16 protein-coding genes are annotated in these 12,797 nt (G+C 68.1%); 8 read left to right on the forward strand and 8 right to left on the reverse strand.

Features of this window, described 5'->3' with window-relative positions:
• Positions 1 to 15: 15 nt before the first annotated feature.
• The 4 genes from QFZ61_RS12415 to QFZ61_RS12430 form a co-directional block, all read right to left on the reverse strand.
• On the reverse strand, positions 16 to 273 hold the full coding sequence (locus tag QFZ61_RS12415; RefSeq protein WP_056739465.1) for a type B 50S ribosomal protein L31: 258 nt from the start codon (positions 271 to 273) through the stop codon (positions 16 to 18).
• A gap of 174 nt (positions 274 to 447) precedes the next feature.
• The gene (locus tag QFZ61_RS12420) at positions 448 to 1,257 is read right to left on the reverse strand and encodes an RNA methyltransferase (RefSeq protein WP_307036440.1); all 810 of its coding nucleotides are present in this window, start codon (positions 1,255 to 1,257) and stop codon (positions 448 to 450) included.
• Between the two features lie 7 nt (positions 1,258 to 1,264).
• Entirely contained in the window at positions 1,265 to 2,050 is a 786-nt protein-coding gene (locus tag QFZ61_RS12425) for a sulfite exporter TauE/SafE family protein (RefSeq protein ID WP_307036442.1), read from the reverse strand.
• Positions 2,051 to 2,066: 16 nt separating this feature from the next.
• Entirely contained in the window at positions 2,067 to 2,852 is a 786-nt protein-coding gene (locus QFZ61_RS12430; protein WP_307036443.1) for an ABC transporter ATP-binding protein, read from the reverse strand.
• A 167-nt stretch (positions 2,853 to 3,019) separates the two neighbouring features.
• Between QFZ61_RS12430 and serB the strand changes: the two genes are divergently transcribed.
• Positions 3,020 to 3,916 (forward strand): phosphoserine phosphatase SerB, encoded by an 897-nt coding sequence (gene serB / locus QFZ61_RS12435; protein WP_307036445.1) that lies wholly within the window; start codon positions 3,020 to 3,022, stop codon positions 3,914 to 3,916.
• Between the two features lie 86 nt (positions 3,917 to 4,002).
• On the opposite strand, the gene QFZ61_RS12440 is transcribed toward serB, so the two are convergent.
• The 3 genes from QFZ61_RS12440 to QFZ61_RS12450 all read right to left on the reverse strand — a co-directional run bounded on the left by QFZ61_RS12440 (position 4,003) and on the right by QFZ61_RS12450 (position 6,311).
• Complete coding sequence (locus QFZ61_RS12440; protein WP_307036447.1) at positions 4,003 to 4,764, reverse strand: SDR family oxidoreductase; 762 nt, start codon at positions 4,762 to 4,764, stop codon at positions 4,003 to 4,005.
• 266 nt (positions 4,765 to 5,030) lie between these two features.
• Positions 5,031 to 5,453, reverse strand: coding sequence for an Hsp20/alpha crystallin family protein (locus QFZ61_RS12445; RefSeq protein ID WP_307036450.1), 423 nt, complete (start codon positions 5,451 to 5,453; stop codon positions 5,031 to 5,033).
• A gap of 117 nt (positions 5,454 to 5,570) precedes the next feature.
• Positions 5,571 to 6,311, reverse strand: coding sequence for a beta-ketoacyl-ACP reductase (locus QFZ61_RS12450; protein WP_307036452.1), 741 nt, complete (start codon positions 6,309 to 6,311; stop codon positions 5,571 to 5,573).
• Positions 6,312 to 6,461: 150 nt separating this feature from the next.
• Between QFZ61_RS12450 and QFZ61_RS12455 the strand changes: the two genes are divergently transcribed.
• From QFZ61_RS12455 to QFZ61_RS12470, 4 genes are read left to right on the forward strand one after another with little or no spacing between them, the layout of a single operon-like run.
• Entirely contained in the window at positions 6,462 to 6,920 is a 459-nt protein-coding gene (locus tag QFZ61_RS12455; RefSeq protein ID WP_307036455.1) for a DUF3099 domain-containing protein, read from the forward strand.
• Positions 6,917 to 7,189, forward strand: coding sequence for a hypothetical protein (locus QFZ61_RS12460; RefSeq protein ID WP_307036457.1), 273 nt, complete (start codon positions 6,917 to 6,919; stop codon positions 7,187 to 7,189). The genes QFZ61_RS12455 and QFZ61_RS12460 overlap by 4 nt, the downstream gene beginning before the upstream one ends.
• Positions 7,190 to 8,092: an SURF1 family protein gene (locus tag QFZ61_RS12465; protein WP_307036458.1), complete on the forward strand. Its 903-nt coding sequence runs from the start codon at positions 7,190 to 7,192 to the stop codon at positions 8,090 to 8,092.
• Between the two features lie 11 nt (positions 8,093 to 8,103).
• A complete protein-coding gene (locus QFZ61_RS12470; RefSeq protein WP_307036461.1) occupies positions 8,104 to 8,571 on the forward strand; it encodes a YbaK/EbsC family protein in 468 nt (155 codons plus the stop codon).
• A gap of 212 nt (positions 8,572 to 8,783) precedes the next feature.
• Here QFZ61_RS12470 and QFZ61_RS12475 read toward each other — a convergent pair whose 3' ends face one another.
• Positions 8,784 to 10,382 carry an ABC-F family ATP-binding cassette domain-containing protein gene (locus QFZ61_RS12475; RefSeq protein WP_307036463.1) on the reverse strand — a complete coding sequence of 533 codons (1,599 nt, stop codon included), beginning with the start codon at positions 10,380 to 10,382 and terminating at the stop codon, positions 8,784 to 8,786.
• A 271-nt stretch (positions 10,383 to 10,653) separates the two neighbouring features.
• On the opposite strand from QFZ61_RS12475, the gene QFZ61_RS12480 reads away from it, so the two are divergent.
• The 3 genes from QFZ61_RS12480 to QFZ61_RS12490 are packed head-to-tail and all read left to right on the forward strand — an operon-like array spanning position 10,654 to position 12,787.
• On the forward strand, positions 10,654 to 11,370 hold the full coding sequence (locus QFZ61_RS12480; protein WP_307036465.1) for a biotin transporter BioY: 717 nt from the start codon (positions 10,654 to 10,656) through the stop codon (positions 11,368 to 11,370).
• Positions 11,367 to 12,158 (forward strand): energy-coupling factor ABC transporter ATP-binding protein, encoded by a 792-nt coding sequence (locus QFZ61_RS12485; protein WP_373427156.1) that lies wholly within the window; start codon positions 11,367 to 11,369, stop codon positions 12,156 to 12,158. The genes QFZ61_RS12480 and QFZ61_RS12485 overlap by 4 nt, the downstream gene beginning before the upstream one ends.
• A complete protein-coding gene (locus tag QFZ61_RS12490) occupies positions 12,155 to 12,787 on the forward strand; it encodes an energy-coupling factor transporter transmembrane protein EcfT (protein WP_307036468.1) in 633 nt (210 codons plus the stop codon). The genes QFZ61_RS12485 and QFZ61_RS12490 overlap by 4 nt, the downstream gene beginning before the upstream one ends.
• Positions 12,788 to 12,797 lie beyond the last annotated feature (10 nt).

Here is a 12,797-nt window from a genome sequence, read left to right on the forward strand (position 1 = left end):
GACTTGGGGAAGAAGTTACTTCTTGCCGCCGAAGCCCTTGAAGCGAGCGTTGAAGCGCTCGACGCGGCCTGCAGAGTCCATGATGCGCTGCTTGCCCGTGTAGAACGGGTGGGACTCGGAGGAGATTTCGACGTCGATGACCGGGTAGGTGTTGCCGTCTTCCCACTCGATGGTCTTCGAGGAAGACACGGTGGACTTGGTCAGGAACTTGACGCCGGAAGCCAGGTCGTTGAAAACAACAGCTTCGTACTTCGGGTGGATATCAGACTGCATAATTGGACCTTTGTTCGCGCAACTGGATTTTGCCAGCTGCCAGGTATGAGTGGGATGGCTGACTGCGCCGAAAGACGCAGAACGGCCAGCTACCAATAGTAGCCCAGATCCGCGGGCGGGACGAACCGCCGCGTCCGCGTCCCTCGCGCTTTGCCGGCCGTCGCCCGGTTGCCGCTAGTCGCGGGGCCGCAGCTCCCAGAACGCGACGGCGGAGGCGGCGGCCACGTTCAGCGAGTCGACTCCGGGGCGCATCGGGATCTTCACGGCGAGGTCGACGGCGGCCAGGGTCTCGTCGCTCATCCCGGCGCCCTCGGTGCCCAGCACGAGCGCGAGTTTCTCCGGATTGCGGGCGGCGAGCTGGTCGACGTCCACCGCGTCGCCGGTGAGTTCCAGGGCTGCCACGACAAAGCCGTGCTCCTTCAGCACCGGCAGGTCTGCGGGCCATTCCGCGAGCCGCGCCCACGGCACCTGGAAGACGGTGCCCATGCTGACCCGCACGCTGCGCCGGTAGAGCGGGTCACCGCAGCGCGGGGAAACCAGCACGGCGTCGACCCCCAGCGCGGCTGCGGAGCGGAAGATCGCCCCTACGTTGGTGTGGTCCACGATGTCTTCCAGGACGGCCACCCGGCGCGCCCCGGCGAGCAGCTCCGGCAACGGGACAGGGGCCGGCCGCTGCATGGCGGCCATGGCTCCGCGGTGCAGGTGGAAGCCGGTGATTTCCTCCAGCAGTGCGGCCGAACCGATGTAGACCGGCACGTCCGGGTGCTGCTCGAAGACATCGGCGAGGTCCGCCAGCCATTTCTCGGCCAGGAAGAAGGAGCGCGGCCGGTGCCCGGCGGCCAGGGCCCGGCGCAGTACCCGGGAGGATTCGGCAATGTACATGCCCTCGGCGGGTTCGCGGAGCTTGCGGAGGTGGACGTCGGTGAGCTGGGTGTAGTCGGTGACGCGCGGGTCGGCCGCGGATTCGAGGTAGTGGAAGTTCACGGCGCGGTCACTGCAGCAGCTTGGCGATCATGAAACCCAGGGCCACGAGTCCCAGGGTGAAGATGACCCCGCGGAGCACCGGGGGTGAGAGGCGGCGGCCCACCTTGGAACCGACCAGCCCGCCGATCAGCGAGCTCACCGCGATCAGCCCGACGGCGGTCCAGCTGATCCGTTCGAAGGCGAAGAGCAGGTAGGAGACGGCCGCGACGATATTCACGCCGAGGACCAGGATGTTCTTCATGGCGTTGGCGTTCTGGATGGTTCCGGCCATGAACACCCCTAGGATGCCGACCAGCAGGATGCCCTGCGCCGCAACGAAGTAACCGCCGTAGACGCCGGCGAAGTACACCAGCACCACGAGCAGGACGCCGTGCCGTTTGTCCCTGATGGCGTGCTCCGGGTTTTCCTCCCGGTTCTGCACCCAGCGCTGCAGCCGGGGCTGGAACACCACCATGAGCAGGGCGACGACAATCAGGACGGGCGCGGCGTAGTGGAAGACCGTCTCCGGCAGGTGCAGGAGCAGGTAGGCGCCCGTGATCCCGCCGAGCAGCGAGGCGGGAAGCAGGCGGAGGAGCTGGCTGCGCCGCCCGGCGAGTTCCTTACGGTACCCCCAGGCACCCGCCGCGCTGCCGGCCACCAGGCCCATGGCGTTGCTGATGGAGGCGGTGACGGGCGCGTAGCCGAGGGCGATGAGCACCGGAAAAGTGACCAGCGTGCCGGAACCCACCACGCTGTTGATGGTGCCGGCCCAGAGCCCGGCGAAGAAAATGAGGACGCTGCTGAAGAACTCCACGTGCTGTCGGGAGCCTCTAGCGGCGCGCGGTGGCGCTGTAGCGGCCGGCGGACTCGCTGACGTCCAGGTCAACGCCGAACGTCTTGCTGAGATTCTCCGCGGTCAGCACTTCCTGCAGCGGGCCGGAGGCAACCACACCGCCGTCGCGCATCAGCAACGCGTGGGTGAAGCCCGGCGGGACCTCTTCGAGGTGGTGGGTGACCAGCACGATCGCGGGGGCGGTCTCGTCGCGGGCCAGCTCACTGAGCCGGTGGACCAGGTCCTCACGGCCGCCCAGGTCAAGGCCGGCCGCAGGCTCGTCGAGGAGCAGCAGTTCGGGGTCCGTCATGAGGGCCCGTGCGATCTGCACCCGCTTGCGTTCGCCTTCAGAGAGCGAGGCGAACGGACGGTTGAGCAGCGGCCCCATGCCCCACTCGTTGAGCAGGGCGAAGGCGCGGCGCTCGTCGTCCTTTTCGTAACCCTCACGCCAGCGGCCGGTGACACCGTAGGCGGCGGTAACGACGACGTTAAGCACCTTTTCGTGCTCCGGAATCTGGTTCGCCAGGGCGGCGGAGGACAGCCCGATCCGGGGGCGGAGTTCGAACACGTCCACGGCGCCGAGGATCTCTTCAAGAATCCCGGCCATGCCGGACGTGGGGTGCAGGCGGGCGGCGGCTACCTGCAACAAAGTGGTCTTGCCGGCGCCGTTGGGACCCAGGATCACCCAGCGCTCACCCTCCTTGACCTGCCAGTCAACCTTGTCGAGGAGCGTCTTCGCCCCGCGTACAACGCTGACGGCGGCCAATTCAAGAACATCACTCATAGGAGTAGACACTAGGACAAAAAAGCTGACGACTGATAACCGCCAGCCGTGGGCCTGCCCGGCCGGCCCTGGACGGTGTCACCGGCGGGTCACCGGCGCGTCACCGGCGCGTCACCGGCGCGCAACGAATTCCGGGCCGGATGCCGCCGCTCGCTAGGATTGGGCCCATGAGTTCGAACGTGACCGCGGTCAGTTATGGCGTGCATCTGTCCGCTCCCGACGTGCAGCAGCTGCGGCAGATGCTTACCGGCGCGGGGCTGGCGGTCGGTGCGGAGAGCACCGCCGGCGACGGCCGCTTCTCGGTCCACACCGCCGAGTGCACCATGCCGGGGTCCCTGACCGGGGCCGGGCTGGCCGGGCTGCGGGAGGCTGCCGCCGCGGCCGGCGTCGAAGGCGTTGATACGGTGTTTGTTCCGGCGGCCTTGCGGCAGGCTCCGCGGAAGTTCCTCATCATGGACGTGGACTCCACGCTGATCCAGCAGGAAGTCATCGAACTTCTGGCGGCGTACGCCGGCAAGCGCGAAGAAGTGACGGCCGTGACCGAGGCGGCGATGCGCGGCGAACTGGACTTCGCCCAAAGCCTGCACGCCCGGGTGGCGGTGCTCGCCGGGCTGCCGGCAGGCGTCGTCGAATCCGTCCGCGCCGAGGTGGTTTTGAGTGAGGGCGCTGCTGACCTGGTCGCAGCGTTCAAGGCCGCAGGGCATGTGGTGGCCGTGGTTTCCGGCGGCTTCAACCAGATCCTGGCGCCCATCGCGGAGGGCCTGGGGCTGGACTACTGGATTGCCAACGAACTGGAAATCGTCGACGGCGCCCTGACCGGCAAGGTTTTGGGTGACGTGATCGACCGGGCCGCCAAGGAGAAGTACCTGCGCGAGTGGGCCGCCGCCGAAGGTATCCCGATGGAACACACCATTGCGGTGGGCGACGGTGCCAATGACCTGGACATGCTGGGCGCGGCCGGGATCGGCATCGCGTTCAACGCCAAGCCGGCCGTCCGCGCGGCGGCGGACGCGGCCATCAACATGCCCTACCTTGACGCCGTCCGGCATATCGCCGGCGTCTAAGGCCTTTTGACGCGCTTTTGACGCGAAAAGGCATTGGACGGCAGTGTCAGCCGGCGACACTGCCGTCAAATGCGCACTCGTTCGTCCTAGTTGCTGGTGCCGCTGGCCTTGTCGAAGTAGTCGGCGCCGCCGACGTACTCGGTGTGGCCGGTCTCGACGTCGGCGGTGGCCATCTTGGCGACCTCCGCGGCGAATTCCTTGACCGAGTAGAGCTTGCCTGCCTCGGCGCGGCGGGCCTCGATGGCTCCGGGGTTGGAGCGGTCCAGCAGGGTGGCGGTGACCGTGCCTTCGATCATGTCGCCGGAGACGACGACCAGCGAGATGCCCTTGTCCGCCAGGGCCGGCACGAGCTCGCGGAGCGCATCCTCGCCGGCGCGCTTGCTGCGGGCGACGGGTTCGTACTCGGGCATGGTGGGGACCGAATCGATGAAGTGCGCCTGGTGGCTGGTTACGAAGACCACCCGTGAGCCCTCGGGCATGAGCGGCACCGCGGCGTTGAGCATGTTCACCTGGGCGTCGCGGTTGAGCTTGAGCGCGTAGCCTTCTTCCATGCCGGACTCCATGCCGCCGGAGGCGTTCAGGACCAGCAGGTCCAGCGAGCCGAAGTTCTCCATCGCTGCGCTGGCGAGAGCCTGAACGCCTTCCTGGGTGGTCAGATCCGCGCCCACAGCGGCTGCACGGCCGCCGGCGGCTTCGATTTCGGTGACAACCTTGTTGGCCCGCGGCGCCTTCTGGCGGTAGTTGACGACGACGGCTGCCCCCTCTGCAGCGAGGAATTTGGCTACTTCAGCGCCGATACCGCGCGATGATCCGGTGACAATCGCGGTCGTGTTATCCAGCATTCCCATACGAGCTCCTTTGTTCCATTCATCCAAAACCGGTGGGGTCTGCTGTCCATCATGCCAGCGGACTGCGGCATTTCAGTTGTTCAGGAGCCACAAAGAAGCCGCGGGGAGGTAGTTTTGTTAAGGTCCGCCGGAAAGCGGCGACGTAGGCTCGCCGGATGGGGAGCAAGGGTAATGCGCCGACGCTGGAAGCTGGCTGAACGGCGGGAGGGGCGGTGCTTGGTGCGGTGACGCTCACGCTCAGCTGGCTCCGCCCCTGCCCTGCCGCGTCAGCCGCGGTCGACCCGAATCTTCTTGGAGGTCTCGCCCGCCGGCGCGGCGGCCGGGGCTGGTGCGCGGACTTCGAGGACGCCGTCCTTGTAGCTGGCCGTGATGTCTTCTTCCTTCGCGCCGGGCGGCAGGGCGACGCTGCGCGTGAAGGAGCCGTAGCGGAACTCGGAGCGGTAGCCGTCCTTGCTCTTGTGCTCCGATTTTTCTTCCCGCTCGGCCCGGATGTGGAGCATGCCCCCGCTGACCGACACGTCGACGTCCCGGTCCGGATCAATGCCGGGAACTTCGGCACGGACCACCAGCGTGTTTCCGTCCTGGAACTGCTCAACCTTGATGGACGACGCCATCGTGAGGTCGCCGTCAAGGAACCGGCGGACAGGCTCCAGCATGTCCGAAGGCGCCCATTTGCTCAGATCAGCCATGATTAATCCTCCTCGGTCCACGCCCCCGCCGTGGCGTGGCCAGGGCTGTGGCTCCATTACACGCCTCCGCCGCAGACGCCGCCTAGGGCCAAAGGCCCGCCGTCGCGGGCCTCCGCGTCAGTGCCCCATGCCGAGACCGCCGTCAACCGGGATCACAGCACCGGAGATGTACGCCGCCTCGTCGCTGGCGATCCAGCGCACGACGTCGGCGACCTCGGATGCTTCGGCGAACCGGCCCGCCGGGACCTTCGACAGATAGTCCTTCTGGGTGGCCTCCGGCAGTTCGGCGGTCATGTCAGTGTTGATGAAGCCGGGCGCCACGACGTTCGCGGTGATGCCGCGGCCGCCGAGTTCCCGGGTCAGCGAACGGGCGACGCCGACGAGGCCGGCCTTCGAGGCCGAGTAGTTGATCTGCCCGGGTGCACCGTAGAGTCCGGACACCGAGGAAATCAGCACCACGCGCCCCTTGCGCGCCCTGATCATCCCCTTGGACGCTCGCTTGATTACGCGGAATGCGCCGGTGAGGTTGGTGTCGAGAACCGAGGTGAAGTCGTCCTCACTCATCCGCATCAGCAGCGTGTCCTTGGTGATCCCGGCGTTGGCCACCAGGACCTCGACCGGGCCGTGCGCCGCCTCGACCTCGGCGAAGGCGGCGTCGACGGAGGATTCGTCGGTCACATCGGCCTTGACGCCGAGGATGCCTTCCGGAAGGGCCGTCTCGCTCCGGTAAGTGACAGCCACCTTGTCGCCGTTGGCCAGGAACGACTCCGCGATGGCCAGGCCGATGCCGCGGTTGCCGCCGGTAATGAGGACGCTGCGGCCGGTGCTCTTTGGCGTAGGGGAGGTTGCGTCAGACATGGTGGGCTCCGGGATTCTGCGGCTCAGTCGCGCCGCGCTGGGGGCTGGATTTTCCTGCCTCCGATCTTAGCGTCCGGCAGCACCTCCTCCGCCCGGGCCGGCCCGCCGTTTGGGCGGCTCCGCCGATGGTGAGAGAATTGGAGGAAGCCTATGGAGCGTGATCTGACAGCTGTGACTAACAAGAACCGACCCGGTGAGCGGACGTCCGGGGAGTATGCCGGCGACACCGAGATCCACAGCATTACCGACGCCGCCGCCGCGCACTCCGAAGAGATGCGCCAGCGGATGATCAAGTACGCCGTGGCCATGGGCATCCGCATGGTCTGCCTGGTGCTCGTGTTTGTGGTGGACGGCTGGTTCAAGGTCCTCCCCGTCATCGGAGCGGTCTTCCTGCCCTGGTTCGCGGTCATCATCGCCAACGGCGGCGACCACGCCGAAGTCCACAGCGAGTCGCTGATCGACTACGTTCCGCTGGCTGAGCTGGATGCACCGAGGCCCGACGTCGACTCCGGCCAGGGCCCCCCAACGTCGGGCGAGGAGCCAGTGACCCTGCTGCAGGGTGAGCTTGTTGATGACGACGACGAAGACCAGAGACGGGCAGCTTCATGAACCTTTTCGACCTGGCCGGCTCCGCTGCCGCGCCGGCCACAGCCGTCTGCTCCCGCAAAGCCTGCCGCGCCGACGCGCAATGGCAGCTGCTGTGGAACAACCCCAAGATCCACGCCCCGGAACGCCGCAAAATCTGGCTCGCCTGCCCCGAGCACCGCGCCTGGCTGGAGGACTACCTCCAGACCCGCGGGCTGTGGAAGGAAACCGTCGCACTCACCGAGGCTACGGTAAGGTCCGAGTCGGGCATCGGGCCGGGCAGGGCCGGCTGAATGTACCGCTTTCTCTTTTCCAGCAAGTGGCTGGGCTATCTGTTGCTGGCCGCAATCTTCGCCACCGGCTGCGTGCTCCTGGGCCGCTGGCAAATGGACCGCCGCGCAGAGACACTCGCCGAGATCAACCGGGTCGTCTCCAACTACTCCGCCACCCCGGTTCCGTTCGCCGACGTCCGGGACCAGTTCGTCCGCCTCGACCCGCAGCGGGAATGGACCCAGGTGGAACTGCGCGGCAGCTACGACGTCGCCGGCCAGCGGATCGTCCGCAACCGCCCGCTCAACGGCCAGCCCGGCTACGAAGTCGTGGTCCCGTTCAGGCTCGAGTCAGGCGAGACGGTGGTGATCGACCGGGGCTGGCTCCCGATCGGCAACAAAACGCCCGGCAGCCCGGACCTGATTCCGGCACCGCCGACGGGGAAGGTCACGGTGGTGGCCCGGCTCAAGCATTCCGAGCCCGAACTGCAACGCGGCGCCCCGGACGGCCAGTTGGCCTCCATCGACCTCGACGCCTACTCGGCGCAGCTCGGTTATCCGGTGCTCACCGGAGCCTACGGCCAGCTTGCCTCAGAGACCCCGCCGGCGGCGGACATGCCCATCGGTTTCCCCAAACCGTCCACCGAAGAAGGTACGCACCTGTCCTACTCGCTGCAGTGGTTCGCCTTTGGCGTGCTGATGTTCGTCGGCTTCGGCTACGCGGCGCGCCAGCAGGCCCGGAACGCCGCAATCGACGCCGAAGACGCCGAATATGAGGACACGGGGGCCGCGGACGTGGAACCCGGCGACGCCGGGTACCTGCACACCAGCCGCGCCGTGCCCCGCCGTCGTCCGGCTCCCCGCAAGCGGAAGACCGCGACGGCGGAGGAAGAGGAAGACGCCATCCTCGACGCCCAGGGATTCTGAGCGGGCACCGCATGGATTCTGACGCCGTAGCGACCGTCCGGCACGCCCTGCTCGCGGCGGGCGCCGCGGACACCGTGGCTACCTTCGACACGGCCGTGCCGACCGCGGCGGCGGCAGCGGCCGCGCTGGGTTGCGACGTCGCGGCGATCACCAACAGCCTCATCTTCGAACTTGACGGCGCTCCCCTGCTGATCCTGGCCAGCGGTGCGGCAAGGGTTGATGTCGGGAAAGTCGCCGCTCAGCTGGGCACGGGCAAAATCCGCCGCGCCTCCCCCGGCTTCGTGCTCGAACACACCGGCCAGGAAGTGGGCGGCGTGGCCCCTGTCGGCCACCCGGCGAAGATCAGGTCGCTGCTGGACGAGTCCCTGTCGGTCCACCCCGTCCTCTGGGCCGGCGCGGGCGACCACCGCTCGATGTTCTCGATCAGCTACGAACAACTGCAGCGCATCACCGAAGCCGAGGAAATGCCCGTCCGCTAAACCACGTCGCGGGGCTATCCTCGCCCATTCGCCACGAATGGCCGCTAACCCTCCCCGGTTAGCGGCCATTTACGTCAACCAAAAGGTTAGCTGGCCCCCAAGCGCGGCGGTGCGGGTGATTTGTGTAGCTTGCGTCAAAGGCGAGGAACGAGCCAGCAAGCGGCAAATCTCCCGCGCCGCGGCGCGAAGGCGACCACGGCCACCGAAAGGCTCTACGCCAGCGTGATCAAATCCAGGTAGTCCTCGTTCCAGTGGTCCTCAATGCCGTCGGGCAGCAATACGACGCGCTCCGGGTTGAGGGCCTCGACGGCGCCCTCGTCGTGGCTCACCAGGACGACGGCGCCGGTGTAGTTGCGCAGCGCGCCGAGGATTTCGGAGCGGCTGGCGGGGTCGAGGTTGTTGGTCGGCTCGTCCAGGAGCAGCACGTTGGCGCTCGACGCCACAATGGTGGCCAGCGCCAGGCGGGTCTTCTCACCGCCGGAGAGCACACCGGCAGGCTTGTCGACGTCGTCGCCGGAGAACAGGAACGAACCCAGGATCCCGCGGACCTCTGCGTCGTTCATGTCCGGCGCCGAGGACCGCATGTTCTGCAGCACGGTGCGGTCCACGTCGAGGGTTTCGTGTTCCTGCGCGTAGTAGCCGACCTTCAGGCCGTGGCCGGGGATGACCTTGCCGGTGTCGGGCTTGTCGACGCCGGCAAGCATGCGCAGCAGGGTGGTTTTGCCGGCGCCGTTCAGGCCCAGGATGACGACCTTGGAGCCGCGGTCGATCGCGAGGTCGACGTCGGTGAAAATCTCCAGCGACCCGTAGGACTTGCTGAGGCCGTCGGCGGTCAGCGGGGTCTTGCCGCAGGGTGAGGGGTCCGGGAAGCGCAGGGCGGCGACGCGATCGTTTTCGCGGACCGCTTCCAGTCCGCCGAGCAGCCGCTCCGCACGTTTGGCCATGTTCTGCGCGGCGACGGCCTTCGTGGCCTTGGCGCGCATCTTGTTGGCCTGGTCCATCAGGACCTGGGCCTTCTTTTCGGCGTTGGCGCGTTCCCGCTTGCGGGCCCGCTCGTCGGTTTCGCGCTGGGTCAGGTAGCGCTTCCAGTCCATGTTGTAGATGTCGATCTGCGCACGGTTGGCATCCAGCAGGAAGACCTTGTTCACCGTCGCCTCGAGCAGTTCGGTGTCGTGGCTGATCACGATCAGACCGCCCTGGTGGTTCTTGAGGAACTCGCGCAGCCACGCGATGGAATCGGCGTCGAGGTGGTTGGTGGGCTCATCGAGCAGCATGGTCTCGGCATCGGAGTACAGGATCCGGGCCAGCTCCACGCGGCGGCGCTGGCCGCCGGAGAGGGTCTTCAGCGGCTGGTTCAACAGCCGGTCCGGGAGCGCGAGGTTGGAGCAGATGGACGCCGCTTCGGCCTCGGCGGCGTAGCCGCCCGCGGCCAGGAACTCCGACTCCAGCCGGTCGTAGCGGTTCATCGCCTTGCGCTGGACGTTCGCGTCCTCGCTGGCCATTTCCTCGTGCGCCACCCGCAGCTTGCCGACGGCGATGTCCAGGCCGCGGGCGGACAGGATGCGGTCCCTGGCCAGCTGCTCCATGTCCGGGGTGCGGGGGTCCTGCGGCAGGTAGCCGATCTCGCCGCTGCGGGTGACCTTGCCGGCCGCGGGCAGACCCTCACCGGCCAGCACGCGGGTCAACGTGGTCTTGCCTGCACCGTTCCGGCCGACGAGGCCGATCTTGTCTCCCTTGTCGATCCGGAAGCTCACCTGGTCCATAAGCAGACGGGCGCCGGCGCGCAGTTCGAGATCCTGGACGGTAATCAATGCAGGTAAGGCCTTTCACAACAGGGAACGCCGCGGCACAACGGATGGAGTCTGGACGGGGCCGGGGCAGGAGGGCCGAGACGACGGCCTTTACCAGTCTACCGGCACCTCCCCGGGCGGGCGGCATCGGGGATGGTTTGGCGGGGATATCCAGTGCGGGGCGCACCGCTTAGTGGGAGGCCTACAAAATGCCGGTACTGCAGGCACCGTAACGTCGATATCAAGACCCGCGTGCCTTGCGGCCGCACACCTCCTTCCTGACAGGACGATCATGAACAACGACAACGCCGTCACCGCAGCCGCTTCCGAGGACCAGAGTTCCGAGGGCGGGGCGGCCGGCAGCCTTCGGCGGTTTCCTTCCGGCGCCGCACGGAAGCGCTGGGACGCCACGGACCTGGGTCTGATCGCCGTTTTCGCCGCCCTCCTGGCCGCTTCGGCCCTCGTTGCCGCCATCCCGGTGGGCGGCCTGGGCGTACCTATCACCCTGCAGACCCTCGCCGTGATGCTCACCGGACTTGCCCTGGGTCCTGGCCGGGCCTTCGCCGCCGTCGGGCTCTACCTGCTTCTGGGCCTGGCCGGCCTGCCGATCTTCAGCGGCGGCCGCGGCGGCCTCGGTGCGCTGGCCGGCCCGTCGGCCGGATACCTCGTCGGGTTCCTGCTGGCCGCGACGGCGGCCGGTGCGCTGACCGTCGTCGTCCTGCGCCGGACGGCCGGCCGTTCCGGCAGGATCCGGGCCGTGCTGCTCTTTTGCGCCGCGATGGTGAGCAGCATCATCTTCGTGCACGGGCTCGGCATCCTCGGCATGGTGCTCAACGCCAAGCTCAGCATCTCCGCTGCCTTCTTGGCCGACCTCCCGTTCTACCCTGGCGACGTGCTGAAGAACATCCTTGCCGTTGCGGTCGCGCTGGCGCTGCACAGGGCGTTCCCGGACCTGCTGGTCCGGCGCGTCCGGGGCGGGACCGAGCTGCGTCCGAGTAAACGCGCGTGAGTATCGTCCTTGAGCGTGCGTCCGTCCGGGTGGCGGTTGAGGGCCGGGCGGACCCCAAAGTCCTGCTCGATTCCATCTCGCTGAGCCTGCCGGAGCGCCGGATCGGCGTGATCGGGGCCAACGGTTCGGGCAAGTCCACGCTGCTGCGGCTGCTGAACGGCCTGGTGCCGCCGAGCTCCGGAACGGTCACGGTGTCCGGTTCCGACACGGTCCGGGACGTCCGCGCTGTCCGCAGGCGTGTCGGCTTCGTCTTTACCGATCCGCTGTCACAGCTGGTGATGCCGACGGGGCGCGAGGACGTGGAACTCTCGCTGCGCCGGTCGGTGCGGAACCCACGGGAACGGCGGGCCCGGGCCGAAGCGGTGCTGGACCGCTTCGGGATGCTGGGACTCGCTGACCAGAGCGTCTACGAGCTCTCCGGCGGGGAACGCCAGCTGGTGGCGCTCGCGGCGGTGCTGGCCGTCGGCCCGGACGTCCTGGTTCTGGACGAGCCGTCCACCCTGCTGGACCTGCGGAACCGGGAGCTGCTGCGGCGCACCCTCGCCGGCCTGGACCAGCAGGTCATCCTCTCCACCCACCACCTTGAACTGACCCTGGACCTTGACCGGGTGCTGGTCGTCGACGGCGGCAGGATCGCGTTCGACGGCGCCGCGGCGGCCGCCGTCGCGCATTACCGGGCGTTGTGCGCACTGCAGCCGGCTGCCGGGGCGGCGGCGGCTGCCGGGCAGCCGGCTACCGGGGAAACGGCGGCCGGGGAAACGGCGGCCGGGGAGGCGGGGCGGCCGTGAGGGGCCACGGCTTCCTGCTCGCGACCTACGTGCCGGGCGCCTCGCCGGTGCACCGGGCTCCGTTGTGGGTGAAGTTCCTGCTGGTGCTCGCGTGCGGCATGGCGTCCTTCCTCATCGTTGACTGGGCTGTGGCTGCCGCGGGCCTGACCCTGCTCTGCGCGGTCTACCTGTGGAGCGGCGCCGGTTTTCGCCGCCTCATCGGGGCCGTCCGGCCGGTCCTGCCGGTGCTCGCGGTGATCGGATTGTTCCAGTGGTGGCAGCTCGGCGGAGCGGTGGCAGCCCGGATTGTCCTCAACGTCCTGGTCGCCGTCGTGGCGGCATCGATTCTGACGGCCACGACGCCGGTCCAGACCCTCCTGGATGGCGTAGCCTCGCTGGCCCGGCCCTTTCGCCGGTTCGGCGCCGACCCGGAACGCTTCGCGCTGACCATCGCGATCATGCTGCGGAGCATCCCGTTCATTGCCGGTGCCTACGCCGACGTTCGCGACGCCGCCCGCGCCCGCGGCCTGGAGCGCAACCCCCGCGCGCTGGTCCTCCCCGTCTTCATCACCACGGTGGCCTTCGCCCGGCAGACCGGCGAAGCACTCGCGGCCCGCGGCCTCGGCGAGCCGGAGGGCCGGCAAGAATAGGCCCCCGGCG

The sequence above is a fragment of the Arthrobacter sp. B3I4 genome (assembly GCF_030816855.1).
In the GTDB taxonomy this organism is placed as follows: Bacteria; Actinomycetota; Actinomycetes; order Actinomycetales; family Micrococcaceae; genus Arthrobacter.